The following is a 25,824-nucleotide window of genomic DNA, read 5'->3' as shown; positions in this document are numbered from 1 at the left end:
CTGGCGCGCTGTCGTCACGCTGATCATGCCATCACGAGCGCTTTTCCAGCCGATCTGTTTCTGCATATTGCACCGACTTTTAGCGGCGGAGTGCGATGTTAACCTGAGTGCGCCCATGCAACATGGGCGTCGCTGCATTCAATACAGTATGTACTTGCTGCTCGCTCAGGGTTGCCTCGGCAGGAGCGGTCTGACCAGGCATTCATAAAAAGACGAGATAAGGAGTATCACGCCATGCATGCCATCAGCTTCATCCAGGACTTGGCAGTCATCATGCTGATCGCTGGCGTCGTCACCATTCTTTTTCACCGCCTCAAACAGCCGGTGGTGCTGGGTTACATTGTCGCCGGCTTCATCATTGGCCCGCACACCCCCCCGTTCGGTCTGATTCATGACGAAGAAACCATCAAGATCCTCGCCGAACTGGGGGTTATATTCTTGATGTTCTGTCTGGGGCTCGAGTTCAGCCTGCGCAAGCTGTTCAAGGTCGGCGCCACGGCATTTATCGCAGCGTTTCTGGAAATCGTGCTGATGATCTGGATCGGCTTCGAGATTGGCCGCTGGTTTGGCTGGAGTACCATGGATTCACTGTTCCTGGGCGCCATCCTGGCCATTTCCTCCACCACCATCATCGTCAAGGCGCTCAACGACTTGAAGATGAAGAACGAGCGCTTTGCCCAGCTGATTTTTGGCGTGTTGATCGTCGAGGACATTCTTGGCATCGGTATCATTGCCCTGCTGTCAGGTATCGCGGTCAGCGGCACGGTCAGCTCGGGTGAGGTGTTCTCCACTGTCGGCAAACTGTCGCTGTTCATGATCGTCGCCCTCGTCATCGGTATTTTGCTGGTGCCGCGGTTATTGGCCTACGTCGCCAGGTTCGAAAGCAACGAAATGTTGCTGATCACCGTTCTGGGCCTGTGTTTCGGCTTCTGCCTGCTGGTAGTGAAGCTGGAATACAGCATGGTGCTAGGCGCTTTCCTGATTGGCGCGATCATGGCCGAATCACGGCAGCTATTGAAAATTGAACGCTTGATCGAGCCCGTACGCGACCTTTTCAGCGCCATCTTCTTCGTCGCCATTGGTCTGATGATTGACCCTCAGGTGCTCCTCGACTATGCCTGGCCGATCGTGGTCATTACGTTGGCGGTGGTACTGGGCAAGATGCTGTCTTGTGGCATGGGGGCGTTCATTGCCGGTAATGATGGGCGCACGTCACTGCGTGTTGGCATGGGGCTTTCGCAGATCGGCGAGTTCTCCTTCATCATTGCCGCGCTGGGCATGACCCTGCAGGTGACCAGCGACTTCCTTTACCCGGTGGCGGTGGCAGTATCGGCAATCACTACGCTGCTGACACCCTACCTGATCCGCGCGGCTGACCCGTTGTCGCAGAAACTGGGCAATGTGGTGCCCGCTCGCCTCGCACGCGTGCTGTCTTTATATGGTGAGTGGTTGCGCAACATCCAGCCGCAGGGCGAGAGTGCCATGCTGGCGGCGATGATCCGGCGCATCCTGTTGCAGGTGGGGGTGAACCTGGCGCTGGTGATCGCCATCTTCTTCAGTGGCGGCTACTTTGCAGGGCGTATCGGCAATTGGCTCAGTGAGTGGGTCAGCGATGTAAGCCAGCAGAAGGCCATCATTTGGGGGGCTGCATTGCTGCTGTCACTGCCTTTCCTGATCGCCGCGTACCGCAAGCTAAAGGCACTCTCGATGCTACTGGCAGAGATGGGCGTGAAGCCGGAAATGGCCGGGCGACATACCCAGCGCGTGCGCCGTGTGATCGCCGAAGTGATCCCGCTGTTGTCGCTGCTGGTGATTTTCCTGCTGCTGTCGGCATTGTCCGCCAGCATTCTGCCCACCAGCGAATTGCTGCTGGTGATTGCCGTGGTGGCTGCGGTGGTGGTGGCGTTGTTGTGGCGCTGGTTCATCCGCGTGCACACGCGCATGCAGATCGCGTTGTTGGAGACGCTGGAGAACAGTCGCGAAAACTCGCACTGAGGGGTTGCGCCCGAGGCAAGATCTCCCGTTCGCCGAGAAGATGGGCTATAGCGATGTCGCCAGGCGTGGAAAGCCTGGCGATTTAACGACCTTGACGCGCTAAGACGTCATTTTTCCTGCCTCAGATCGCGAGCTTCTCTATAGGCTCTAGCGATCAGCTCTCCAGCCAAACATCTCGCGCCCAGTGCCACACCGATTCCCAGCTGTCTTCGCCGACAATTTCCTCTTCGGCATCCCACAGCACCACGGTGCCGTCTTCTTCGACGCAATAGTAATTGTCGCCGTCCTGGCACAGCGGAATCAGGTCACGCGGTACGCCGGCATCCCAGGCATTGGATGCCACATCTGGCAGGTAGGTGTGCGACTGCGGATCAGTGACGGTAACAGGCTCAAGGGAGCCGTAAACCACATCACTTACGGTCAGCAGAAACTCTTTGAACACGAATGGAATATTGATGAACAGCTGCTCTTCGATCTCTACCAGTTGGTCTTCGTCGGGAAGCTCCAAGGGCACCGGTACCGGCTCATTCGCTTCACGGAGTTGTTCGATCACTTCTTCCACGGTTCACTTCCTCTAACCTAGATGACAACGCTGCGCCTTATACCCTAGTAGCCCACTTTGGCAAAAGCAAAAACCCCGGGCAAGCCCGGGGTTCTCTGTTTAGCACGCAGCGATTAGCCGTTTTGACGGATACCGGCTACCAGCCAAGGCTGGTTCTCGCCTTGGGCGCGAACCATGTGCCAGCTTTCGCTGAACACTTCGCCCTGGTCGAAGCGCGAATTCTTCGACACGCCACGGAAGGTCAGGGTAGCGTCGGTGCGGTCGGCGCGATCATCGACACCGTCCAGCTGCACTTCCAGGTTATCGATGTAGGTAGACTGGAAGCCATCACCCAGTTCAGCACGCTCACGCTTGAGGAACTCGAGCATTTGCGGGGTAACGAACTCGCTGATCTTGTCCATTTCGTTGGCATCCCAGTGCTGCTGCAGCGACTGGAAATGGCTACGGGCTGCAGCCAGGAAGCTCTGCTCGTTGAACCAGGCCGGCGCGTTGATCACCGGGGCTGCTGCGGCAGCAGGTGCGGCCGAACCACCGAAAATCGACGGTTGCGCAGGCTGAGCGTGAGCCTCACGCTGCATCGGCGCATGGCCCGGCATGGCCATTTGTGGCTGCTGCTGGCGGCGGCGCGCGGCGATGAAGCGGAACACGAGGAAGGCGATGAGCGCCACGATCAGGAAGTCCATGATCTGGAAGCCTTCGAAACCGTCGCCCATGAACATGGAAGCCAGCAGGCCACCGGCGGCGAGGCCGGCCAGTGGGCCCAACCAGCGCGAAGCACCGCTTGCGGCAGCCGGTGCACGGCCAGGTGCGGTCGGCGCGGCTGCAGGCGTGGTTGGCGTAGCCTGGCGGGTCTGGTGGATAGGCGCGGAGCCCGAGCTCTTGCCGCCGCCGAAACGCTTGGCGCTGGCGTCCAGGCTCAGCGTCAGGCCGACGCAGAGCGCCAGTGCGATGCTAAGAAAACGTTGCATAAGTGGGATATCCCCTGTTGTGGATTGCACGCGCGTCATGGTGCACAGGTTCCCAGGCACATGACCAGCGACATAGTGTTTCGAGCTTTTGCCTGATGTTACAAAGTTGGCAGGCCCGACCCTTGTGGGCTTTAGACAGCCTCGAGCTTGGCATACCCCAGCATCAGCCATTTGCTACCTTCGGCAAAGTTCACCTGCACCCGCGCCTGAGCGCCAGAACCCTCGAAGTTGAGGATCACGCCTTCGCCGAATACTGCATGCTGCACACGCTGGCCAAGGTTGAACGCGGTCTGCGGAATGCTGGCATTGGCGAACAGGTTGCTGTTGGTGGCCGTCTTGGCCCCGCCGAACGGGCGGCTGACACTGTTGGACAGGCGTACTTCCTGAACCAGGCCGGCCGGAATTTCACGCACGAAACGCGACACCTTGTTATACGTCTCGCTGCCATAAAGGCGGCGTGTTTCGGCGTAGGTCATGACCAGCTGGCGCATGGCGCGGGTGATGCCTACATAGGCCAGGCGTCGTTCCTCTTCCAGGCGGCCGGGTTCTTCCAGGCTCATCTTGTGCGGGAACAAGCCTTCTTCCATGCCCACCAGGAACACATAGGGGAACTCAAGGCCTTTGGCGCTGTGCAGGGTCATCAGCTGGATGCTGTCTTCATGCTCGTCAGCCTGAGTATCGCCAGCTTCGAGTGAGGCGTGGCCAAGGAAGGCCGAGAGCGGGGACAGGTCGGCGTCTTCGTCGGTGGACTCGAAGTTGCGTGCGGCACTGACCAGTTCCTCAAGGTTTTCTACCCGTGCCTGGCCCTTTTCACCTTTTTCTTCCTGGTGATAGGTGATCAGGCCGGACTGTTCTATGGCGGTCTGGGTCATGGTATGCAGCGGCATGTCCACGACCTTGGCGGCCAGCCCCTCGATCAGCTCGATAAAGGCCCCCAGGGCACTGGCGGCGCGACCCTTCAGGGCCTTGGCAGCGAGCAGCTGGCACATGGCTTCCCACATGGACAGCTGGCTGTGGCGGGCGTGCTCGCGGATGGCTTCGACAGTTTTTTCGCCAATACCGCGCGGCGGCACGTTGATCACCCGCTCCAGAGCGGCATCGTTGCCACGCCCTTCGATCAGGCGCAGGTACGCCATGGCATTCTTGATTTCGGCGCGCTCGAAGAAGCGCTGGCCGCCATAGATGCGGTAGGGGATACGCTCACGCAGCAGGGCTTCTTCCAGCACTCGCGACTGGGCGTTGGAGCGGTACAGGATGGCGATCTCGTTGCGCGCATTGCCCTGCTTGACCAGGCTCTCGATGGTTTCCACTACATAGCGCGCTTCATCGTGCTCGTTGTAGGCCGCGTACAGGGTCAGTGGTTCGCCTTCGCCCATGTCGGTCCACAGTTCCTTGCCCAGGCGCCCGCTGTTATTGGCGATCAGCGCGTTGGCCGCCTTGAGGATGCCGCCGGTGGAGCGGTAGTTCTGCTCCAGGCGGATCATTTCGGCGTCGGGGAAGTCGGCGGTGTACTGGTGAATGTTTTCGATCTTGGCGCCGCGCCAGCCGTAGATCGACTGGTCGTCATCGCCTACCGCCATCAGGCTGTCGCCGCCGCGTGCCAGCAGGCGCAACCAGGCGTACTGCACGGCGTTGGTATCCTGGAACTCGTCCACCAGCACGTGGCGGAAGCGTCGCTGATAGTGCTCCAGCAGGCCCGGGTGGTCACGCCACAGGTCCAGGGCGCGAAGCAGCAGCTCGGAGAAATCGATGACCCCGGCGCGCTCGCAAGCCTGCTCGTAGGCGGTGTAGACCTCGCGCATGGTCGCCAGGAACAGGTCGCCCCCCGCCTGGATATGCTGCGGGCGCAGGCCTTCGTCTTTCTGCCCGTTGATGAACCACTGGGCCTGGCGTGCCGGCCACTTCTGCTCGTCCAGGCCCAACTCGCGCATCACCCGCTTGATCAGACGCTGCTGGTCGTCGCTGTCGAGGATCTGGAAATTCTGCACCAGCCGTGCTTCCTGCCAGTGGGCCCGCAACAGACGATGGGCCAGGCCGTGGAAGGTGCCGACCCACATGCCTGCCGGGTTGATGCCCAGCAGTTGTTCGATCCGCTGGCGCATTTCTGCTGCGGCCTTGTTGGTGAACGTCACCGACAGGATCGAGTGCGGCGATGCCTGCTCGACCTGGATCAGCCAGGCGATACGGTGTACCAGCACGCGGGTTTTACCGGAACCGGCACCGGCAAGCACCAGTTGACGCCCAAGCGTGGCCGCTACGGCCTGGCGTTGGGCATCGTTGAGGGAGTTCAGCAGGAGAGAGAGGTCGTCTGTGCGCATCGGGCCATTCTAGGGCGATGCCGGGTAAGGGGCAAATATCTACTGTATGAATATTCACCTGGCTGCATCCCGCTCATCGGTCCGGGGTCAGCTACGGCCTGCGCAAGCTGGCTGACGCATGGTCAGTCAATGGCCTTCAAGGCAAAGGACTTCGCCCCTTTGAACTTTATCTGCGCCTGTTTCAGATTGAAGGTAGCGTCAACGCGCAGGTAATTCAGCCATGCCAGTGCCTGCCATGCCTGGCGAGCAGGCTGTTGGCTTGCTCGGGCCCAGAACTGCCAGCCGGGTAGGGGCGGGGCGCCTGGAAGTGCTCTTCACAGCCCTTGATGATTGGATCTACCCAGGCCCAGGCTGCTTCCACTTCATCGCGGCGCATGAACAGTGTCGAATCACCTTCGAGCACATCCAGCAGCAAACGCTCGTAGGCTTCCCAGCGGCGAGTCTGGCTGAACACCTGGGCCAGATTAAGGTCCAGCTCCACGGGCTCCAGGCGCATGCCCTTGCCTGGGCTCTTGGTCATCATGCGCAGGCTGATGCGTTCGTCCGGTTGCAGCTGTATCAGTAGCTGGTTTACCTGGCCGCCACTGAACAGTTCGTGAGGCACTGGCTTGAACTGGATGACGATCTGCGAAGCGCGCCGCGCCATGCGTTTGCCGGTGCGCAGATAGAAGGGCACGCCCGCCCAGCGCCAGTTGTCGATGTGCGCCTCGATGGCCACGAAAGTCTCGGTATCGCTGTCGTTGTCGACATCCTTTTCAAAGTAGTAGGCCGGCACTTCCTGGCCGCCGATACGCCCGGCGCCATATTGGCCGCGTACTGTCTTGTCCTGCACATCCTGGCCAGTGATCGGCTTGAGGGCGCGCAGGATTTTCACCTTTTCGTCGCGTACCGCTTCGGCCTCGAACTGCGCAGGTGGCTCCATGGCCACCAGGCACAGCAGTTGCAGAAGGTGGTTCTGCAGCATGTCGCGAATAGCCCCGGCGCGATCGTAGTAGGCACCGCGGTTTTCTACGCCCAGCGTCTCGCAAACGCTGATCTGGACATGGTCGACCTGGTTGTTGCGCCACACCGGCTCCAGCAGGGCATTGGCAAAACGCAGGGCCATCAGGTTCTGCACGGTTTCCTTGCCCAGGTAGTGGTCGATGCGGAACACCTGGCTTTCTTCGAACACCGTGCCAATCGCTTCATTGATGGCAGTGGCGGATTCCAGCGAATGGCCGATCGGTTTTTCCAGCACGATGCGCGCTTCGGTGTCGGCCAGTCCGGCAATGCGCAGGTGGTTGGCAATCGGCACGAACAGGTTGGGAGCGGTGGCCAGGTAGAAGATGCGCGTCAGCCCACCGGGTTCGCCCAGGTAGCGTGCCAGGCGGCCGAAGTCGGCGCTTTGTGAAGCATCCATCGGGAAGTAGTCGACCCGTGCAGAAAACCGCTGCCACACCTCCTCGTCGAAGTCGCTGCGGGCAATCTGCGCGCGACAATGGCGTTCGGCAAGTTTCAGGTAGTCGAGGCGTGGCAGGTTGCGTCTGGCCAGTGCGATGACCCGCACGGCAGGGTTCAGACGGGCCTCGCGAAACAGGTGGTAGAGCGCCGGAAGCAATTTGTGCAGGGCCAGATCACCGGTGCCGCCGAAGACCAGAATGTCGCAAGGAATAGTCAAACCGCCACTCTCCACGTTCGTTTAACTGGGCGGGTTGGCGTCCATGTAGTATAACTACAAGAAAGCTACAACCCGGCAAGCCGATCATAACCGAGTCCAGCCTGTGAATCTGTTGCAACATATCGCCCAATCGCGCCACCTGCTGCGCAAATCGGAACTGAAAGTGGCCGACCACGTGCTGCTCGACCCGGCTGCCGTCATGCACAGCTCCATGGCCGACTTGGCGCACAGCGTGGGTATCAGTGAGCCGACCATCGTGCGTTTCTGCCGGGCCATTGGCTGCTCGGGTTTCCAGGACCTGAAGCTGAAGCTGGCACAAAGCCTGGCTGCAGGGGCCAGTTTCGGTCAGTTCGCCATCCACGAAGATGACTCGGTCGCCGACTACAGTCTGAAGATCTTCGACACCACCCTGCACACCCTGATGGAAGTGCGCGAGCACCTTGATCCGCAGGCGCTGCAACAAGCAGTGAGCGCCATGGCCCAGGCGCAGCGGGTAGAGTTCTATGGCTTTGGCGCGTCCGGTGCGGTTGCAGCCGATGCCCAGCACAAATTCTTCCGCCTGCTGCTCAGCGCGGCAGCGTATTCCGACCCGCACATGCAAGCGATGTCGGCGGTTACCCTGAAACCGGGTGATGTGGCGGTGTGTATTTCCCAGTCGGGCCGTTCCAAGGACCTGCTGATCACCGCCAACCTGGTGCGTGAGAGCGGCGCCAACCTGATTACCTTGTGCCCCAGCCAGACGCCGCTGGCCGAGCTGTCGACGGTCAACCTGGCGATCGACGTGCATGAAGACACCGAGATCTATACCCCTCTGACCTCGCGTATTGCCCACCTGGTGGTGATCGACGTGCTGGCCATGGGCGTTGCCATGGCGCGCGGGCCTAGCCTGGTCAACCACCTGAAGAGCGTGAAGCGCAGCTTGCGCAGCCTGCGTCTGTCGCCCAAGTCGATCAAGGCTACAGACGACTGAATTCAACCTGTACTGGCCTCTTCGCGGGCTTGCCCGCTTCCACAGGTACTGTGCACCTCTATAAATCGGTGCAATTCCTGTGGAAAGAGGCCGGTACAGGCCGTGAAAATTCACGATTCTGTCACCATTCCACCGCAAAACGGTAAACCATCAAGGCCAGTCTGAAACTCTCGCATCCTATCTGGGAGACAGGCAATGGCTCGTGACTTCGACGGTACGTACCAACCCAACGCCAAGGCTCGCAAGCAGCAGGAAAAGGATCAGCGCCGCATGGAATACCGCCGCGCGATCGAAAGCTATTGCGACCAACGTCAACTGCTCCGCGACCTGGCGGACTACCCTGAGCTGCAAGCACTCACGGTATGGCAGTCATCGGCGGCAACTTCCCCGAAAAACGTTCAACAAGCGCGCTGATCAATGCACGTTCGCCGCGGATGAATGCCAGGAACGCCAAGGCCACCGGCGACTGCCGCTTGGCCTTGGCCTGCACCACGCACCAGCTACGGTACAGCGGCAGTTCCTCGACCGGTAATTCCTTCAGCACACCGGTGGCCAGTTCCAGGTTGACTGCGTGACGGGTCAGCAGGGCGATCCCCAAGCCGGCGATCACGCATTCGCGCTGGGCATCGGCCGAGGCTACCTCAAGCGTCTGGGCGAAATGCACGCGCTTGTCCTTGAAGTACTCTTCGCACGCCTTGCGTGTTCCCGAACCCTGCTCGCGGACTAACAGGGTATGAGGCTCCAGGTCCTGCATGCGCAACTGCTCCAGCTTGCACAGCGGGTGGTTCGGCGGGGCAACCGCAACGATCGGGTTGTTGAGGAACGGCAGAAACTCCAGGCCCATGTCTTGCGGCACCATCGACATGATGATCAGGTCGTCGCGGTTATCGGAAAGGCGGCGGATGGCTTGGGCACGGTTGACTACCGTCAGGGTCAGGTTGACCTCCGGGTGACGCTGCTTGAAGGCGGCGAACAGGTGTGGCACGAAGTACTTGGCACTGGACTCGATCGCCAGTTTCAACTGACCCTGCAATGAGCCCTGCATGTCCGACAGCTGCATGTCCAGGCTTTCCAGGCGCCCGAAGATATCGTGGCTGGCGCGCTGAAGGGCCTCGGCCGCCTCGGTCAGGTATAGCTTCTTGCCCACGTACTCGAACAGTGGCTGGCCGATCAGCTCTTCGAGCTGGCGAATCTGTAGACTAACGGCGGGTTGCGTCAGCGCCATCTCCTCCGCAGCACGGCTGTACGAGCGCAAATCGCACACCTCATTGAAGATCTGGAGTTGACGCAATGTCATACGCATCAAGGACTTACGCATTTTAATCGGCTCTTCGGCAACACCCTGTTACCCAACTATAAGCTTTTACTAATACAGCCTCTAACAAATATTGATTTTTGTTTATCGACCTACAGCGCTAGGGTGAATACGCGACTGGCCAGCAACGTCTGGTCACGCGCCGACCGGTAGAACCGGCTCGACTGTTCCTACGGCTTTGGGAAGACTCCAGTGATAAAAAAAATCCTGATCGCCAACCGAGGTGAAATCGCAGTTCGGATCGTGCGTGCTTGCGCCGAGATGGGCATTCGCTCGGTAGCGATCTTTTCCGACGCCGACCGGCATGCCTTGCACGTCAAGCGCGCTGACGAAGCCCACAGCATCGGTGCCGAGCCGCTGGCCGGTTACCTGAACCCGCGCAAGCTGGTGAACCTGGCTGTGGAAACCGGCTGTGATGCCCTGCACCCGGGCTATGGTTTCCTTTCGGAAAACGCCGAACTGGCAGAGATTTGCGCCGAGCGCGGGATCAAGTTCATTGGCCCGGCCGCCGACGTGATCCGCCGTATGGGCGACAAGACCGAAGCGCGCCGCACCATGATTGCCGCCGGTGTGCCGGTAACCCCGGGCACCGAAGGCAACGTTGCCGATATTCATGAAGCCCTGAGCGAAGGTGACCGCATCGGTTATCCGGTGATGCTCAAGGCCACCTCCGGTGGTGGCGGCCGCGGTATTCGCCGCTGCAATAGCCGTGAAGAACTGGAACAGAACTTCCCGCGGGTAATTTCCGAGGCGACCAAGGCCTTTGGTTCGGCCGAAGTGTTCCTGGAGAAGTGCATCGTCAACCCAAAGCACATCGAGGCGCAAATTCTCGGTGACAGCTTCGGCAACGTAGTGCACCTGTTCGAGCGCGACTGCTCTATCCAGCGCCGTAACCAGAAGCTCATCGAAATTGCCCCGAGCCCACAGCTCACTCCCGAGCAGCGAGCCTACATCGGCGACCTGGCGGTGCGTGCGGCCAAAGCGGTGAATTACGAGAACGCCGGTACTGTGGAGTTCCTGCTCGCCGATGGCGAAGTGTACTTCATGGAAATGAACACCCGGGTGCAGGTGGAACACACCATTACCGAGGAAATCACCGGGATCGACATCGTTCGCGAGCAGATCCGCATTGCCTCGGGGCTGCCACTGTCGGTCAAGCAGGAAGATATTCAGCACCGTGGCTACGCTTTGCAGTTCCGTATCAATGCTGAAGACCCGAAAAACAACTTCCTGCCCAGCTTCGGCAAGATCACCCGTTACTATGCCCCCGGCGGCCCAGGCGTGCGTACCGACACGGCGATCTACACCGGCTATACCATTCCGCCGTTCTACGACTCCATGTGCCTGAAACTGGTGGTGTGGGCGTTGACCTGGGAAGAAGCCATGGACCGCGGCCTGCGGGCCCTGGACGACATGCGCGTGCAAGGGGTGAAGACCACCGCCGCGTACTACCAGGAAATCCTGCGCAATCCGGAATTCCGTAGCGGCCAGTTCAATACCAGCTTCGTCGAAAGCCACCCTGAATTGACCAACTACTCGATCAAGCGCAAACCCGAAGAGCTGGCCCTGGCCATCGCTGCCGCCATCGCCGCCCACGCAGGCCTGTGAGGAACCCCATAATGTCCAAGAAAATTCACGTAACCGACACGATCCTGCGCGACGCTCACCAGTCCCTGCTGGCCACCCGCATGCGTACCGAAGACATGCTGCCGATCTGCGACAAGCTCGACAAGGTTGGCTACTGGTCGCTGGAAGTCTGGGGTGGTGCCACCTTCGACGCCTGCGTGCGCTTCCTCAAGGAAGACCCGTGGGAGCGCCTGCGCAAGCTGCGTGCAGCGCTGCCCAACACCCGCCTGCAAATGCTGCTTCGCGGTCAGAACCTGTTGGGCTACCGCCACTACAGCGACGACGTGGTCAAGGCCTTCGTCGCCAAGGCTGCGGTTAACGGCATTGATGTGTTCCGCATTTTCGACGCCATGAACGACGTGCGTAACCTGCGCGTGGCCATCGAAGCGGTCAAGGCCGCCGGCAAGCACGCCCAGGGCACCATCGCTTACACCACCAGCCCGGTACACACCATCGAAGCCTTCGTGAAGCAGGCCAAGCAGATGGAAGCCATGGGTTGCGACTCGGTGGCGATCAAGGACATGGCTGGCCTGCTGACCCCGTTCGCCACTGGCGAGTTGGTCAAGGCGCTGAAGGCTGAACAGTCGCTGCCGGTGTTCATCCACTCCCACGATACCGCCGGTCTGGCTGCCATGTGCCAGCTCAAGGCCGTGGAAAATGGCGCCGACCACATCGACACCGCCATCTCCAGCTTCGCTTGGGGCACCAGCCACCCGGGTACCGAGTCGATGGTTGCTGCACTCAAGGGCAGCGAATTCGACACCGGCCTGGACCTGGAGCTTCTGCAGGAAATCGGGTTGTACTTCTATGGCGTGCGCAAGAAGTATCACCAGTTCGAAAGCGAGTTCACAACGGTGGACACCCGCGTGCAGGTCAACCAGGTACCGGGCGGCATGATTTCCAACCTGGCCAACCAGCTCAAGGAGCAGGGCGCCCTTAACCGCATGAACGAAGTGCTGGCCGAGATCCCGCGTGTTCGTGAAGACCTCGGCTTCCCGCCGCTGGTCACCCCGACCTCGCAGATCGTCGGCACCCAGGCCTTCTTCAACGTGCTGGCGGGTGAGCGCTACAAGACCATCACCAATGAGGTGAAGCTGTACCTGCAAGGTGGTTATGGCAAGGCCCCGGGTGTGGTCAACGAACAACTGCGTCGCCAGGCTATCGGCAGCGAAGAAGTGATCGATGTGCGCCCGGCTGACCTGCTGAAGCCGGAAATGGCCAAGTTGCGTAGCGACATCGGTGCCCTGGCCCGTTGCGAAGAGGACGTGCTGACCTTCGCCATGTTCCCGGACATTGGCCGCAAGTTCCTCGAAGAACGCGAAGCTGGCACGCTGACGCCTGAAGTTCTGCTGCCGATTCCGGAAGCCGGTGCCGTGGCTGCCCCAGGTGGTGAAGGCGTGCCGACCGAGTTCGTCATCGACGTTCACGGCGAAACCTACCGCGTCGACATCACCGGTGTGGGCGTTAAGGCCGAAGGCAAGCGTCACTTCTACCTGTCGATCGACGGCATGCCGGAAGAAGTGGTATTCGAGCCGCTCAACGAGTTCGTCAGCGGTGGCGGTAGCAAGCGCAAACAAGCTACTGACCCTGGCCACGTAAGCACCACCATGCCAGGGAACATCGTTGATGTGCTGGTCAAGGAAGGTGACATGGTCAAGGCCGGCCAGGCGGTCTTGATCACCGAAGCCATGAAGATGGAAACCGAAGTGCAGGCAGCCATCGCCGGCAAGATCGTGGCCATCCATGTGGCCAAGGGTGATCGCGTGACGCCGGGTGAGATCCTGATCGAGATCGAAGGCTGATTTAAGCCCTCATCTACAAGTGGTTAACCTCTGGGGAGCGGATGCTCCCCTTTTTTTGTGCCGGATTCACTAGCCTCTTCGCGGGTAGTCCACCTCATGACGCGCATCCCCCGCAGGAGCGGGTTCATCCGCGAAAAGGCCAGCTGATTCAGCACACCGTTCAACCTTTGCGGCACACCTCAAGGCTATCCACCTGGCCACCCGGCTGCTGGTTCTCCTCGCTCAGCCATCGCTCAAACCCGGCAGCTACCGCCGGCCATTCATCATCGGTAATCGAGTACCAAGCCGTATCGCGGTTATGGTCCTTGACCACCAGGTGCTTGCGGAACACCCCTTCGTAGACGAAGCCGAATCGTTCTGCCGCGCGTTTGGAGCGGGCATTGGCGTTATTGCACTTCCACTCCAGTCGTCGATTACCCAGCTCGAAGCCCAGCTTGCCCAGCAGATACACCGCCTCGGTACCCTTGGGCGTGCGCTGCATGGCGGCGCCGAAGGCGATGTGCCCGATCTCTATTCGGCCGTGGTCAGGCACGATCGACATCAGGCTGAGAATGCCTTGGGCCTGGCCACTGGCGCGGTCGATGACGGTATAGAAAAGCGGGTCGAGGCCAGCAGCATTGCCTTCCAGCCAGCGGTCAAAGGCGGCACGTTCGGCGAACGGGCCGTAGGGCAAGTAGTCCCACAGCACCGGATCGGAGGCCGGCCCCTGCAGCACCTCCCAGAGGTCTTCGCCATGGCGCTCTGCATCGAGCTTCTCCAGGCGGATGAAGCGACCTTCAATTGGTTCGGCCTTGGGGGTGGCGGCGGGTTTCCAGTTCAATGCGTCTGTCATGTTCGACCTACAAGCCTTTGCGGAATTGGATGAAACCCGAGCGCTCTGCAACCTGCTGGTACAGGCTGATGGCAGTGGCGTTGGTTTCGTGGGTCAGCCAGTGCACCTTGATGCAGTTGTCGGCCTTGGCAGTGGTGTAGACATACTCGATCAGCTGTCGACCAATGCCCAGGCCACGTTGCGTGCTGTCCACATACAGGTCCTGCAGGTAGCAGGAATTCTCGATGCTCCAGTTGGAACGATGGTAGATGAAGTTGACCATCCCCACCGCCTTGCCGTCGACCCAGGCCAGTGCCGAATGGGTTGGCTCGTTGGGGTCGAGCAAGCGTTGCCAGGTGCTCAGGCTGATGGCATCGGCCAGTTTGGTCTCGTAGAAGTGCAAGTAGGCCTGCCACAGGGTGTGCCAGGCGGCGTGATCCTGGGCAGTGACAGGGCGCAGAGTAACGCTGGTCATGGGGCTATTCCTTCAGGCTTGGCGCATGTGCGCCGCGAGTTGTTTGTCCAGTTGATCGGGGCTGGCGGTCAGGCCTTCGCGCACGCCAGCGACGTCTTGCCCGGAGCGGTTCTGGCTGAGCTTGCGTGCACCTTGAAGGCGCGCAATGGGCAGGCGGATGCCGACGATGGCACGCAGCATGCCCTCGATGTAGTCGGCAGGTGCATCGGTGACTTTCCATGGTTCGCTGCGACCCTGTTCGTGGCGGTCGGTCAGGCGGCTTACGATAGCCAGTAGCGGCTCGGCCTCATGGATGACTTCGGCCGGGCCATAAGCGTGCACCGCCAGGTAGTTCCAGGTCGGCACCACCTTGGGGTTATCGGCCTTGCTTGGGTAATAGCTGGGGCTGACATAAGCATCGGCGCCGGGGAATACCAGCAGCGCTTCTGCGCCTTGCTGCAGGTCTTGCCATTGGCGGTTGGCCCGGGCCAGGTGAGCATACACAGTGCCGTAAACGCCCTCGGCGGTATCGACCAGCACCGGCAGGTGTGTGGCCAGAAGGCCCTGCTCGCCTTGGCTGATCAGAACGGCCAGGCGGGTGTCTAGCATGTGCTGGTGCAGGCGGGTGAGGTCGTGTTCCTGGTGGGGCTTACTGGTGTACATGGCGGGATCCTTGTCGAATGGCTCCATCCTAGGCAGGCTATTGGTTCTATGTAAGAGCCATTTATGCCTGTTTTGATAGGTCCAATACCATGAGTGAGTCCCCCCTCATACTGCCTTTCGACCCTGCCGGGATCGCCCTTGATCGCCGCCGCGGGCTTAGCCAGCAGCTGTATCAGGCGTTGCGAGCACGGGTACTGGATGGGCGTCTGAGCAGTGGTACGCGGCTGCCGGCCACGCGCGACCTGGCTGCCATGTTGGCGCTTTCACGCAACAGCGTGGTGCGCGCCTATGATCAGCTGTATGCCGAGGGCTTCATCGAAAGTCGGGTCGGCGATGGCACTTACGTTAGCCTACTGCCCAAACTGTCCACAGAAGTATCCACAGGGTTATCCCTATGCTTATCAACAGGTTTATCCACATTTCCTGAAGAAAATACTGAGGATTTATCCAGCGAGAGACTTTTCCGTGAGCCTCTGCAGCGCCTGAAAAGCAACCATTTACCACCTCCCAGAAGTGGCGCGCCGCGTGCATTTCGAGTCGGCATTCCGGCATTCGACCTGTTCCCGTTTGACGTATGGGCCAAGCTACAGGCGGGTTTCTGGCGCAACCCGTCCCCTGCGCAACTGGGCTATGGTGACCCGGCAGGTGAACCGGCTTTGCGCGATCTGATTGCGGCCTACTTACGCCGCTCGCGGGGGCTGAACTGCACAGCTGAACAAATTGTGATCACAAGCGGTGCGCAGCAGGCCATCAGCCTTTGTGCACAGTTGCTGCTGCAATCGGGCGACGGTGTGGCTGTGGAAAACCCAGGCTATCGGGCGGCCGCGCATGCCTTCACGCTCGCGGGGGGGCGGGTGGTTGGCGTACCTGTGGATGAAGACGGGCTGGACTGCGACCGGCTCGAACAGTTGACGGATTGTCGGCTGACCTATGTCACGCCTGCGCACCAATACCCGACCGGGGTGACCATGAGCCTTGCACGTCGCCTGGCATTGCTGGCCTGGGCTGAACGCAGTGGCGGCTGGATCATCGAGGACGACTACGACGGCGAGTATCGCTACAGCGGTGCCCCGCTGGCCCCGCTGGCGGCGCTCGACCGGCACGGGCGGGTGCTGTATGTCGGTACTTTCGGCAAGATAGCCTTCCCGGCGTTGCGTCTGGGCTACCTGGTGCTACCACCAAGTCTGGTGCAGGCGTTCAGCCAGGGCAAAGCGTTGGCGGTACGGCATTCGGAGGTCAGCAGCCAGTGCGTGATGGCCGAGTTCATGGCGCGAGGGCATTTTCAGCGGCATATCCGCCGCATGCGCAAGGCGGCGTTGAAGCGGCGCGATGTGCTCATGGCCGGTTGGCCTGTGGATATTCCGGGGTTGGGCGCAATGCTGGAAGTGGCGGCTGGGCTGCATGTGAAGGTCGATGTGGATAACTTTGCTCGGGAACAGGAGCTGGTGGCCAAGGCCGAGGCGGTGGGGGTGGAGGTGACGCCACTGAGCAATTTCTGGTTGGCGGACAGCGAGGCGCCTGTGGATAAACGGGCAGGCCTGGTGTTGGGCTTTGCTGCGGTGCCGGAGGGCGAGATAGCCGAGGCCTTGATGAAACTACGCAAAGTCTGGAGAAAATGAAGGGGGCTGCAAAGCAGCCCCCGGTTCAATATCAGGTACCGGACTTTATCCGCGTCCAGGCGCGGGTCCTGGCCCGTTCGGCATTTCGTGTCAAAGGCTTGAGGGTATACAGCTTGGCCATCGCCTCTGCTGTCGGATACAGGTTGGGGTTGTTGCGAATCGTCGGATTCACCTTGTCGGTCGCATCCTTGTTCGGGTTCGGATACCCGACGAAGTCGCTGATCGGCGCAATGACCTCTGGCCGCAGCAGGTAGTTGATGAAGGTATGCGCATCCTCCGGGTTGGCTGCGCCCTTTGGAATCGCCAGCATGTCGAACCAGATTGGCGCGCCTTCCTTGGGCAGGCGCATGTCCACCACCACGCCGTTGTTCGCCTCGCGGGCGCGGTTGGCAGCCTGCGAGAAGCTGCCGCTGTAGCCCACCGCCACGCAGATGTCGCCATTGGCGATATCTGCCATGTACTTCGAGGAGTGGAAGTACGTGATATGCGGACGAATCTTCAGCATCAGCGCCTCGGCCTTCTTGTAGTCGGCCGGTTTGTCGCTGTTCGGCGGCAAGCCCAGGTACTGCAGGGCCACCGGTAGAATCTCCGACGGCGAGTCGAGCAGGGCCACGCCGCACTGCTTGAGCTTGGCGATGTTCTCTTCCTTGAAAATCAGGTCCCAGCTGTCCACCGGCGCGTTGTCGCCGAGTGCAGCCTTGACCTTGGCCGGGTTGAAGCCGATCAGCACGGTGCCGTACATATACGGCACGGCAAACTTGTTGCCCGGGTCATTGGCTTCGATCAGCTTCATCAGCGCCGGGTCCAGGTGTTTCCAATTCGGCAGCTTGCTGCGATCCAGCGGCTGGAACACCCCGGCTTCGATCTGTTTGGCGAGGAACACGTTGGACGGCACTACCACGTCATAACCGGAGTTACCGGTTAGCAGCTTGGCCTCCAGCGCCTCGTTGGTGTCGAAGATGTCGTACACCAGCTTGACGCCACTGTCCTTCTGGAACGCAGTCAAGGTCTGCGGGGTGATGTAATCGAACCAGTTGTATACACGCAGGGTACGCTGCTCGGCTTGCGCATACAGGGCGCCCGCGGACAGGGTGGCAGCGATGAGCGGGGCGAGCAGACGTTTGAGTCGGATCATTATCGGGCTCCTGGCTGGGCGCGCTGGAAGCCTTCCAGCACATTGACCGCGTTGATGCCGATTTCTTCCACAGCGTAGCCGCCTTCCATCACGAACAGGGTCGGCTTGCCGAGTTGGCCGATGCGCTTGCCCATTTCCAGATAGTCCGGGCTGTCCAGCTTGAATTGCGAGATGGGGTCGTCCTTGAAGGTGTCCACACCCAGGGAGATGACCAGCACGTCGGCGTCATAGCTGGCGATGCGCTTGCAGGCATCTTCCAGGGCTGCGCTCCAGGCGGCCCAGTCGCTACCGGCCGGCAAGGGGTAGTTGATGTTGTAGCCCTGGCCTGCGCCTTCGCCGGTTTCATCGGCATAGCCTAGGAAGAACGGGAATTCGTCCTGCGGGTCGCCGTGGATCGAAGCGAAGAACACGTCGTCGCGGCTGTAGAAGATGTCTTGGGTGCCGTTGCCGTGGTGGTAGTCGACGTCAAGGATGGCGACCTTGCTTCGGCCTTGGTCGAGGAAGGCCTGGGCGGCGATGGCGGCGTTATTCAGGTAGCAGTAGCCGCCCATCACTTCACCGGCAGCGTGGTGTCCTGGCGGACGGCACAGGGCGAACGCCGCATGGGCGCCTTGCTCAATCGCTGCCTGTGCGGTCAGGGCAACTTGCGCAGCACTATAGGCCGCCTGCCAGGTACCCGCGGTGATGGGGGCGCCGGCATCGAAGCTGTAGTAACCCAGTTCGCCATGCAGGCCGGTCGGTTTGACCTGGCGCAGTGTGCGGGCCGGCCAGGTGAAGGGCAGCAGGTCACCCTCGTGGCCCAGTGCAGCCCAGCGGGCCCAGGCGCCTTCGAAGAAATTCAGGTAGTCGGCGCTGTGGATGCGCAGCAACGGCGCACGGCCGAAATCGGTGGGGCCCTGGATATCGCCGAGGTCGCGTTTTTTCACCTGGTCGAGCACATGGTCGGCGCGCGAAGGCATTTCGAAACAGGGCATCAGCTTGCCATCGATCAGCTCGCAGCGGCCGTGGTGCAGGCGGTGGTCATCGGAATAGATCGTCAGCATTGTTGTTCTCCGGTGGGGACTGGCGTGGGTCCATTGTTACGGGCTGATCAGCAGGGGAGAACGACGCAAACGGCCAAAAGGGGATCGATGTGGCCAAGGTCTATGGCCAGATGGGCGGTGACCTATCCCAGCCCCGTCGCGGGTAAGGCAGCGGCGGCAACGGTGAACGGCCTTTGGGCATTGGCCGGCAGGTCCGGCCCTTTCGCGGGTGAACCCGCTCCTACAATGGCCACCAAGGCGTCAGGGGTTGTGACGCCCCTGTAGGCGCGGGTTTACCCGCGAAGAGGCCAGAACAGGTCAACCACGAAAATGGCTGGGCGCCACGCCACTCCAGCGCTGGAAGGCATGCCGAAAACTGGCCGTCTCACTGAACCCCAAAGTCTCCGCAATCCGGTAGATCGGCATCTGTTCATCGGCCAGCAACTGCTTGGCCCGCTCGAACCTCAGTTCGTCCAGCAGTTGTTGATAACTGCAGCCCAGCGCCTGCAAATGCCGACGCAGGGTGCGCGACGAGCAGTTCATCTGCCGCGCAAGCCCTTCCAGCCCAGGGGCTGCGTCCAGTTGCTGCGCCAGCAGCTGGCGAATCCGTCCCAGCCATGCCTGGCGACCGGTGAATTCAAGGTTCAGGCGCCGGCAGCGCTCGCTCATGGCTTTGTGAGTAATCGGGTCGGCCAGCGGCAGCGGCATATCTAGCCATCGCCGTTCGAAGGCAAAGGCATTGTCCTCGGCGGCGAAACCGATCGGGCATGGAAACGCTCCGGCATAGAGCGCGTGGTAACCAGGGCGAGGGTGTTCAAAGCGTGCGCCAAGCAGCGGCAACGGACGGCCAAGCAGGTCGTCGCAGATGACTTTCAGCGACACCAGGCAGAACTCGGCGTTGAAAGCGCTCAGCGCCGGGCTGTCCTGGTAATCGCTGGCGCTGAACCAGACACGTTGGCCGTCGTCGAGCAAGCGCAGCTTGAAGACTGTTCCCAGCAGTGCCGGATATTGCAGCGCCAGGCGTAAGGCGTCACCCAAAGTGGCACTGGAGAGCAGCGCGTAACCGAGCATGCCGTAGCACGACACATGCATGCGCTGGCCCAGCTCCAGGCCAATGTCCTCGCGTCGGGCCACCGCATTGGCGCAAACCTGCAACTCCTGCTGTGTGGTGATGCGCGCATCGGCATGCCCCAGGTCTGCCGGGCCAATGCCGCTGCCGGCCAGCAGCGCTGAAGCCTCGCAACCGTCTGCCTGGAAGACGTTGAGAATCAGCGAAACTGCGTTGAGGGTGGTCAGGTGGCTGTGCAGCATGCTGGGTAATCCCGTGGGGCTGGGACGCATTATGGAGCAAGTTGTGTGCCGATATCCGGGGCTGCAGGTAAACCACATACTCTGCAGGCGCGGTCTGGTGTCGCGAAGGCCCGCAAAAGCGGCCCCCAAAACCTTCAGGCAAAAAAAAGGCCCGAAGCAAGCGCTCGGGCCTTGGAAAGGTTGAGAGGTGTCTAGTCCCTCGACCTGGTGAGACTGTTTACAGCGGCCTGATTACGCCTTCAGCGGAACCAGACGTGGAGCGATCATGTTTTCCGGACGCAGGATGTCGTCGAGCATCGCGTCGTCCAGCAGCTTCTCTTCGCGCACCAGTTCCAGTACGCCGCGGCCACTTTCCAGGGCAACGCGGGCGATACGGGTGGCGTTTTCGTAGCCGATGTACGGGTTCAGTGCGGTAACCAGGCCGATCGAGTGCTCGACCAGTTCGCGGCAGCGCTGTTCGTTGGCGGTGATGCCGACGATGCAGTGCTCGCGCAGCATGTCCATGGCGCGTTGCAGCAGGCGGATCGAGTCGAAGATCTTGTAGGCGATCAGCGGCTCCATCACGTTCAGCTGCAGTTGGCCACCTTCGGCGGCGACGGTCAGGGCCAGGTCGTTGCCCATGATGGCGAAGGCCACCTGGTTTACAGCCTCTGGAATAACCGGGTTGACCTTGCCTGGCATGATCGAGCTGCCTGGCTGACGCGCCGGCAGGTTGATCTCGTTGATGCCGGTACGCGGGCCGCTGGACAGCAGGCGCAGGTCGTTGCAGATCTTCGACAGCTTGACCGCTGTGCGCTTGAGCATGCCGGAGAACAGCACGAAAGCGCCCATGTCGGAGGTGGCTTCGATCAGGTCGGCAGCCGGTACCAGCGGATGGCCGCTGATGGTAGCCAGGCGCTGTACGGCCAAGGCCTGGTAGCCAGGGTCGGCGTTGATGCCAGTACCGATGGCGGTACCACCCAGGTTGATTTCGGTCAGCAGTTCCGGAGCCAGCGAGCGCAGGCGCTGCAGGTCTTCGTTCATGGTGGTGGCGAAGGCGCGGAATTCCTGGCCCAGGGTCATTGGTACGGCGTCCTGCAGCTGGGTACGGCCCATCTTCAGTACGTGGTCGAATTCTTTACCCTTGGCAGCAAAGGCCTGGATCAGGCTATCAAGGCTGGCCAGCAGCGCGTCGTGACCCAGCAACAGGCCCAGGCGGATTGCGGTCGGGTAGGCGTCGTTGGTCGACTGCGCCATGTTCACGTCGTTGTTCGGGTGCAGGTACTGGTACTCACCCTTCTGGTGGCCCATGGCCTCCAGCGCAACGTTGGCAATGACTTCGTTGGCGTTCATGTTGGTAGAAGTACCAGCGCCGCCTTGGATCATGTCAACTACGAACTGGTCGTGGTAATCGCCTTTGATCAGGCGGGCGCAGGCTGCAGAAATGGCAGCGTGCTTGGCATCGCTCAGGTGACCCAGCTCACGGTTGGCGTCGGCAGCGGCCTGCTTGACCATGGCCAGGGCCACGACCAGCTTCGGGTAGTGCGACAGCGGAACACCGGAGAGGTGGAAGTTGTTGGCAGCGCGCAGGGTCTGGATGCCGTAGTAGGCATCTGCAGGAACTTCAAGGGTACCCAACAAGTCTTTTTCGACGCGGAACGATGCAGCAGAGGACATGATGTATATCATCTCGATTTTGACCCGGCACCTGCCGGAATGGCGCCAATCCTAGGCCTGAAGGTGTTTTTGCGGCCAATGCTATTGCACGCTAACCTATGCACAAACGGCATAGTGTTTCATGTGACGCCAATTGATATTCGAGCGTGTTCCATTTTGGTGCACGCCGGGAGATGTGCTTTGTGAACCTTGAAAGCAAATGGCTGGAAGACTTCAGCGCTCTGGCCGCTACCCGCAGTTTTTCCCAGGCGGCAGAGCGGCGTTTCGTTACCCAACCGGCCTTCAGCCGGCGCATTCGCAGCCTTGAGGCGGCGTTGGGCCTGCAACTGGTTAACCGCTCTCGCACACCCATCGAGCTGACCGAGGCCGGGCAGCTATTTCTCGTCACAGCGCGTACCGTTGTCGACCAGTTGAGCGAAATTCTCCGTCATTTGCATCATCTTGAAGGCGGGCAGGGCGAAGTGGTGCAAGTCGCTGCGGCGCACTCCTTGGCGTCGGGCTTCTTCCCCCGTTGGGTGGCCCAGTTGCGCAACGACGGTTTGAACATCGCCACCCGCCTGGTTGCGACCAACGTCGGAGATGCCGTACATGCACTGCGCGAAGGCGGCTGCGACCTGATGCTGGCGTTCTACGACCCGGACGCGGCCTTGCAGATGGATGCCGAGATCTTCCCATCGCTGCACATGGGCAACACTGAAATGCTGCCGGTGTGCGCCGTGGGTGCCGATGGCAAGCCGTTGTTCGACCTGGAAGGCGAGGGCAGCGTGCCATTGTTGGCCTATACCGCCGGCGCATTCCTTGGCCGCTCGGTCAACTTACTGCTGCGCCAGCGCAACCTGCGGTATACCACCGTCTATGAAACCGCCATGGCCGACAGCCTCAAGAGCATGGCCCTGGAAGGGATGGGCATCGCCTGGGTGCCGCGCCTGTCCATGCGTGGCGAGCTCGAACGCGGTGAGCTGGCGATCTGCGGCGGTAGCCAATGGCATGTGCCGCTGGAAATCCGCCTGTACCGCTGCGCGCTGGTGCGTAAGGCTAACGTCCGCTTGCTATGGCGCAAGCTGGAGTCGTCTGCAGCACAAGGTGAAGCGTCACTTTGAATTCTCCTTTAGGTAATCAGTGATATTTGCACGATTCCTGTCGCTGTAGCGGTAGCAGTTGGACCGTGCCGGTACACGGGGGTGCGTGTACGTTTCACACACCCAACCATTGAACTTCAGTTCGGCGTCTTCATGGGTGGCGCCTAGAAGATGGCCAATTTCATGAGCTGCAGCACCGTATGCGGCCACAGAGGCAATGGCTGTTTTCTGCTTTAAATAGGCCAAGCCGGCGTTGTAGTTCAGGCCGCTGTGATCGTAGCTGTTGCGGGTGAGCAGGAGATGTTTATCCATGAGGGAGTAGAGTCGGTGTCGCTTTTGTGCATACACCTGCCGGCTGAAAGCATCCAGGAGCTTTTCGGACGGCATTCCTGCATAAGCAATATCGGTTATGTGTTTTATATTGCGTTGAAATATCACTTCGACGGGATGTTGGCTGAAACTGCGCATTTCGTTCAGCCAATGCTGGAAGAAGTCTTCGTTCAATTGCCCGTCGTGCATATCGGCCAGGTCGTCGTGCACATAGACGGTGACGGTGAGCGCTTGGGCTGCCGAAGCACTAGGCAATTGCACGCTGAGTGCCAGACCAAACGAAAGTGCGAAGAAGCATGGAGTTTTCATGTAGACGTACCAAAGTGCTCGAGGAAGGGCTGCGAGCGTGCAGCACTCGTCGACCCCGAGGCAGCAGGAAAAAGTTGTCCCACGAGACAGCTTGCCCTTTGATCCGGCATGTGCTTGTAGGGGTGGGCGGCCAGCCTTTAAATACGTTACAATCCCGCGCCTTCGGCCGACTGGTCGATTCAGAATCCGTATGACAAGCCACGCCGGCCCACCTGCGTGGCTTGTTGCTTTTAGCGCGCCAGAAGGCGCTTGCAGGAGAGGCTCGACGATGAGTGCACTGGTTGGCGTGATCATGGGCTCCAAGTCCGATTGGTCCACCCTTAGCCACACCGCCGATATGCTGGAAAAACTCGGCATTCCCTACGAAGTGAAGGTGGTTTCCGCCCACCGCACCCCGGATCTGCTGTTCCAGTATGCCGAGGAGGCTGAGGGCCGTGGCATCGAGGTGATCATCGCCGGTGCCGGTGGCGCAGCCCACCTGCCAGGCATGTGCGCCGCCAAGACCCACCTGCCGGTGCTGGGCGTGCCGGTTCAGTCGTCGATGCTGTCGGGCGTCGATTCGCTGCTGTCGATCGTGCAGATGCCTGCCGGTGTGCCGGTTGCCACCCTGGCCATCGGCCGTGCCGGTGCAGTCAACGCTGCCCTGTTGTCGGCCAGCATTCTGGGCGCCAAGTACCCGCAGTACCACGCGGCGTTGAAGCAGTTCCGCACGGAACAGACCGACACCGTGCTGGACAACCCAGACCCGCGCCAGGCTTGAGGCTCAACCCATGAAGATCGGTGTAATCGGTGGCGGCCAGCTGGGCCGCATGCTGGCCTTGGCGGGTACCCCGCTGGGCATGAACTTCGCCTTCCTCGACCCGGCACCGGACGCCTGCGCTGCGCCCCTGGGCGAGCACCTGCGTGCCGACTACGGCGACCAGGACCACCTGCGTCAGCTGGCCGACGAAGTCGACCTGGTCACCTTCGAGTTCGAAAGCGTCCCGGCCGAGACCGTCGCCTTCCTTTCGCAGTTCGTGCCGGTGTACCCCAGCGCCGAATCGCTGCGCATCGCCCGTGACCGCCTGTTCGAAAAGAGCATGTTCCGCGACCTGGGCATCCCCACTCCGGCCTTCGCCGACATCCTCTCGCAGGCAGATCTGGACGCCGCAGTGGCCAGCATCGGCCTGCCGGCCGTACTGAAAACCCGCACCCTGGGTTACGACGGCAAGGGCCAGAAGGTGCTGCGCACGCCAGAAGACGTGGTGGGTACCTTCGCCGAGCTGGGCAGCGTGCCATGCCTGCTGGAAGGCTTCGTGCCGTTCACTGGCGAAGTATCGCTGGTGGCCGTGCGTGGCCGCGATGGCGAAACCCGCTTCTACCCGCTGGTGCACAACACCCACGAGAGCGGCATCCTGCGCCTGTCGGTGGCCAGTCAGGCACACCCGCTGCAGGCGCTGGCCGAAGATTACGTCGGCCGCGTGTTGCAGAAGCTGGATTACGTTGGCGTGATGGCCTTCGAGTTCTTCGAAGTTGATGGTGGCTTGAAGGCCAACGAAATAGCCCCGCGTGTGCACAACTCCGGGCACTGGACCATCGAAGGTGCCGAGTGCAGCCAGTTCGAGAACCATCTGCGTGCCGTTGCCGGCCTGCCACTGGGCTCGACCGCCAAGGTGGGCGAGAGCGCGATGCTCAACTTCATCGGTGAAGTGCCGGCCGTGGACAAGGTTCTCGCCATCGGGGACTGCCACCTGCACCACTACGGCAAAGCCTTCAAGGTTGGCCGCAAAGTTGGACACGCCACCCTGCGCTGCGCTGACATGGCCACCCTCGAGCGCAAGATTGCCGAAGTAGAGGCGCTGATCAGCAACTGATCGGGCATCGAATCGAACTTCTGCAAGCGGCACGCCCTCTGAATATGGCAGCAAGCCGAAGCCCGTCTAGGCTTTGGCTTGTTCCAACTTCACTGCAGAGGGATTGCCATGGGTATCATTGGAACCATCTTCATCGGCCTCATCGTCGGCCTGCTGGCCCGCTTCATCAAGCCGGGCGATGACAGCATGGGCTGGATTATGACCATCCTGCTGGGTATTGCCGGCTCCTTGTTGGCTACCTATGGCGGCCAGGCGCTGGGTATATACCAGGCTGGGCAGGCGGCGGGCTTCTTTGGTGCGCTGGTCGGTGCCGTGGTCCTGCTGGTGATCTACGGATTCATCAAGAAACGCTGATTACTGGTTAGAATG

At 60.8% G+C, this 25,824-nt stretch carries 23 protein-coding genes; 10 read left to right on the top strand and 13 right to left on the bottom strand.

The features are described 5' to 3' along the window. The first annotated feature begins 234 nt into the window (after positions 1-234). A complete protein-coding gene (locus ACE4QZ_RS27600) occupies positions 235-1,995 on the top strand; it encodes a cation:proton antiporter (RefSeq protein ID WP_021785293.1) in 1,761 nt (586 codons plus the stop codon). A gap of 154 nt (positions 1,996-2,149) precedes the next feature. Here ACE4QZ_RS27600 and ACE4QZ_RS27595 read toward each other — a convergent pair whose 3' ends face one another. The 4 genes from ACE4QZ_RS27595 to zwf form a co-directional block, all read right to left on the bottom strand. Further along, the gene (locus ACE4QZ_RS27595) at positions 2,150-2,557 is read right to left on the bottom strand and encodes an SMI1/KNR4 family protein (protein WP_003253266.1); all 408 of its coding nucleotides are present in this window, start codon (positions 2,555-2,557) and stop codon (positions 2,150-2,152) included. 113 nt (positions 2,558-2,670) lie between these two features. Next, entirely contained in the window at positions 2,671-3,525 is an 855-nt protein-coding gene (locus tag ACE4QZ_RS27590; protein ID WP_021785292.1) for a Tim44 domain-containing protein, read from the bottom strand. 131 nt (positions 3,526-3,656) lie between these two features. Further along, the gene (gene uvrD / locus ACE4QZ_RS27585) at positions 3,657-5,843 is read right to left on the bottom strand and encodes a DNA helicase II (protein WP_021785291.1); all 2,187 of its coding nucleotides are present in this window, start codon (positions 5,841-5,843) and stop codon (positions 3,657-3,659) included. 214 nt (positions 5,844-6,057) lie between these two features. After that, entirely contained in the window at positions 6,058-7,500 is a 1,443-nt protein-coding gene (gene zwf, locus ACE4QZ_RS27580) for a glucose-6-phosphate dehydrogenase (protein ID WP_021785290.1), read from the bottom strand. 103 nt (positions 7,501-7,603) lie between these two features. Between zwf and hexR the strand changes: the two genes are divergently transcribed. Both hexR and ACE4QZ_RS27570 read left to right on the top strand, forming a co-directional pair. Then, positions 7,604-8,470, top strand: coding sequence for a transcriptional regulator HexR (hexR, locus tag ACE4QZ_RS27575; RefSeq protein WP_003253273.1), 867 nt, complete (start codon positions 7,604-7,606; stop codon positions 8,468-8,470). Positions 8,471-8,665: 195 nt separating this feature from the next. Continuing rightward, entirely contained in the window at positions 8,666-8,884 is a 219-nt protein-coding gene (locus ACE4QZ_RS27570; RefSeq protein WP_061405728.1) for a PA3496 family putative envelope integrity protein, read from the top strand. Here ACE4QZ_RS27570 and ACE4QZ_RS27565 read toward each other — a convergent pair. Next, positions 8,826-9,788, bottom strand: a complete 963-nt coding sequence (locus tag ACE4QZ_RS27565; RefSeq protein WP_021785289.1) for a LysR family transcriptional regulator — start codon at positions 9,786-9,788, stop codon at positions 8,826-8,828. The two genes, ACE4QZ_RS27570 and ACE4QZ_RS27565, sit on opposite strands and share 59 nt — an antisense overlap. Before the next feature lie 189 nt (positions 9,789-9,977). Here ACE4QZ_RS27565 and ACE4QZ_RS27560 point away from each other — a divergent pair, with 189 nt between their 5' ends. Next, on the top strand, positions 9,978-11,393 hold the full coding sequence (locus ACE4QZ_RS27560; protein WP_003253279.1) for an acetyl-CoA carboxylase biotin carboxylase subunit: 1,416 nt from the start codon (positions 9,978-9,980) through the stop codon (positions 11,391-11,393). Between the two features lie 11 nt (positions 11,394-11,404). Next, positions 11,405-13,213, top strand: a complete 1,809-nt coding sequence (gene oadA, locus ACE4QZ_RS27555; RefSeq protein ID WP_021785288.1) for a sodium-extruding oxaloacetate decarboxylase subunit alpha — start codon at positions 11,405-11,407, stop codon at positions 13,211-13,213. 160 nt (positions 13,214-13,373) lie between these two features. On the opposite strand, the gene ACE4QZ_RS27550 is transcribed toward oadA, so the two are convergent. The 3 genes from ACE4QZ_RS27550 to ACE4QZ_RS27540 are packed head-to-tail and all read right to left on the bottom strand — an operon-like array spanning position 13,374 to position 15,141. Beyond that, positions 13,374-14,045, bottom strand: a complete 672-nt coding sequence (locus tag ACE4QZ_RS27550; RefSeq protein WP_021785287.1) for a GNAT family N-acetyltransferase — start codon at positions 14,043-14,045, stop codon at positions 13,374-13,376. A gap of 7 nt (positions 14,046-14,052) precedes the next feature. Next, positions 14,053-14,499 (bottom strand): GNAT family N-acetyltransferase, encoded by a 447-nt coding sequence (locus ACE4QZ_RS27545; RefSeq protein WP_021785286.1) that lies wholly within the window; start codon positions 14,497-14,499, stop codon positions 14,053-14,055. 12 nt (positions 14,500-14,511) lie between these two features. Then, on the bottom strand, positions 14,512-15,141 hold the full coding sequence (locus tag ACE4QZ_RS27540) for an FMN-binding negative transcriptional regulator (protein WP_021785285.1): 630 nt from the start codon (positions 15,139-15,141) through the stop codon (positions 14,512-14,514). Positions 15,142-15,230: 89 nt separating this feature from the next. Between ACE4QZ_RS27540 and ACE4QZ_RS27535 the strand changes: the two genes are divergently transcribed. Continuing rightward, the gene (locus ACE4QZ_RS27535) at positions 15,231-16,760 is read left to right on the top strand and encodes a PLP-dependent aminotransferase family protein (RefSeq protein ID WP_021785284.1); all 1,530 of its coding nucleotides are present in this window, start codon (positions 15,231-15,233) and stop codon (positions 16,758-16,760) included. 31 nt (positions 16,761-16,791) lie between these two features. On the opposite strand, the gene ACE4QZ_RS27530 is transcribed toward ACE4QZ_RS27535, so the two are convergent. From ACE4QZ_RS27530 to aspA, 4 genes are all read right to left on the bottom strand, one after another. Then, positions 16,792-17,895: an extracellular solute-binding protein gene (locus tag ACE4QZ_RS27530; RefSeq protein WP_021785283.1), complete on the bottom strand. Its 1,104-nt coding sequence runs from the start codon at positions 17,893-17,895 to the stop codon at positions 16,792-16,794. Further along, positions 17,895-18,938 (bottom strand): histone deacetylase family protein, encoded by a 1,044-nt coding sequence (locus ACE4QZ_RS27525; RefSeq protein ID WP_021785282.1) that lies wholly within the window; start codon positions 18,936-18,938, stop codon positions 17,895-17,897. Before ACE4QZ_RS27525 ends, ACE4QZ_RS27530 begins: the two co-directional genes overlap by 1 nt. Positions 18,939-19,235: 297 nt before the next feature. Further along, entirely contained in the window at positions 19,236-20,228 is a 993-nt protein-coding gene (locus ACE4QZ_RS27520; RefSeq protein WP_021785281.1) for an AraC family transcriptional regulator, read from the bottom strand. A gap of 231 nt (positions 20,229-20,459) precedes the next feature. After that, positions 20,460-21,884 (bottom strand): aspartate ammonia-lyase, encoded by a 1,425-nt coding sequence (gene aspA / locus ACE4QZ_RS27515; protein ID WP_028697462.1) that lies wholly within the window; start codon positions 21,882-21,884, stop codon positions 20,460-20,462. Between the two features lie 182 nt (positions 21,885-22,066). Between aspA and ACE4QZ_RS27510 the strand changes: the two genes are divergently transcribed. Further along, positions 22,067-22,984, top strand: a complete 918-nt coding sequence (locus ACE4QZ_RS27510) for a LysR substrate-binding domain-containing protein (RefSeq protein ID WP_162149607.1) — start codon at positions 22,067-22,069, stop codon at positions 22,982-22,984. Here ACE4QZ_RS27510 and ACE4QZ_RS27505 read toward each other — a convergent pair. Beyond that, positions 22,976-23,602, bottom strand: a complete 627-nt coding sequence (locus ACE4QZ_RS27505) for a zinc-dependent metalloprotease family protein (protein WP_021785278.1) — start codon at positions 23,600-23,602, stop codon at positions 22,976-22,978. The genes ACE4QZ_RS27510 and ACE4QZ_RS27505 overlap by 9 nt on opposite strands. Positions 23,603-23,870: 268 nt before the next feature. Here ACE4QZ_RS27505 and purE point away from each other — a divergent pair, with 268 nt between their 5' ends. From purE to ACE4QZ_RS27490, 3 genes are all read left to right on the top strand, one after another. Further along, the gene (purE, locus tag ACE4QZ_RS27500) at positions 23,871-24,362 is read left to right on the top strand and encodes a 5-(carboxyamino)imidazole ribonucleotide mutase (RefSeq protein WP_003253304.1); all 492 of its coding nucleotides are present in this window, start codon (positions 23,871-23,873) and stop codon (positions 24,360-24,362) included. Positions 24,363-24,372: 10 nt separating this feature from the next. Next, entirely contained in the window at positions 24,373-25,455 is a 1,083-nt protein-coding gene (locus ACE4QZ_RS27495; protein WP_021785277.1) for a 5-(carboxyamino)imidazole ribonucleotide synthase, read from the top strand. Between the two features lie 108 nt (positions 25,456-25,563). After that, entirely contained in the window at positions 25,564-25,809 is a 246-nt protein-coding gene (locus tag ACE4QZ_RS27490; protein ID WP_010955824.1) for a GlsB/YeaQ/YmgE family stress response membrane protein, read from the top strand. Positions 25,810-25,824 lie beyond the last annotated feature (15 nt).

The organism is Pseudomonas sp. DCA-1 (assembly GCF_046523955.1).
Taxonomy (GTDB): Bacteria; Pseudomonadota; Gammaproteobacteria; order Pseudomonadales; family Pseudomonadaceae; genus Aquipseudomonas; species Aquipseudomonas putida_Y.
This window is presented reverse-complemented; position numbering and strand designations above follow the sequence as displayed.